At 64.5% G+C, this 884-nt stretch carries 1 pseudogene; it reads right to left on the minus strand.

From position 1 onward, the window contains the following. A pseudogene (locus AR3_RS29130) lies at window positions 1–884 on the minus strand (DNA-directed RNA polymerase subunit beta); the annotation flags it as partial.

Here is an 884-nt window from a genome sequence, read left to right on the forward strand (position 1 = left end):
GGGAGAGCTGGCTGGTGCCGAAGAACTCCTTGATGGACGCCACCACCGGCCGGATGTTGATCAACGTCTGCGGCGTGATCGCCTCGACGTCCTGGGTGGTCATCCGCTCCCGGACCACCCGCTCCATCCGCGCCAGACCCAGCCGCACCTGGTTCTGGATCAGCTCACCCACCGTGCGCAGCCGCCGGTTGCCGAAGTGGTCGATGTCGTCCACCTCGATCGGCACCGGCACCGCACCGACCGTGGCCTCCTCCTCACCCGCGTGCAACCGCACCAGGTACTCGATCGTGGCCACGATGTCGTCCTCGGTCAGGATCCCGACATTCATGTCCACATCCAGACCGAGCTTCTTGTTGACCTTGTACCGGCCCACCTTGGCCAGGTCGTACCGCTTGGGATTGAAGTACAGATTCTCCAGCAGCGTCTGCGCCGACTCCTTCGTCGGCGGCTCACCCGGACGCAGCTTGCGGTAGATGTCCAGCAGCGCGTCGTCCTGACCCGACGTGTGATCCTTCTCCAAGGTCACCAGCATCGACTCATAGCCGCCGAACCGCTCGCGGATCCGCGCCTCATCCCACCCCAGCGCCTTCAACAGCACCGTCACCGGCTGCTTGCGCTTGCGGTCGATGCGCACACCCACGTTGTCGCGCTTGTCGATCTCGAACTCCAGCCAGGCACCCCGGCTGGGGATCACCTTGCACCCGAAGACGTCCTTGTCCGACGCCTTGTCCAACGCGCGATCGAAGTACACACCGGGCGAGCGGACCAGCTGCGACACCACCACCCGCTCGGTCCCGTTGATGATGAACGTGCCCTTGGGCGTCATGAGCGGGAAGTCGCCCATGAACACCGTCTGGCTCTTGATCTCCCCCGTGGTGTTGTTG

This window comes from Actinomadura rubrobrunea NBRC 15275, assembly GCF_001552235.1.
In the GTDB taxonomy this organism is placed as follows: domain Bacteria; phylum Actinomycetota; class Actinomycetes; order Streptosporangiales; family Streptosporangiaceae; genus Spirillospora; species Spirillospora viridilutea.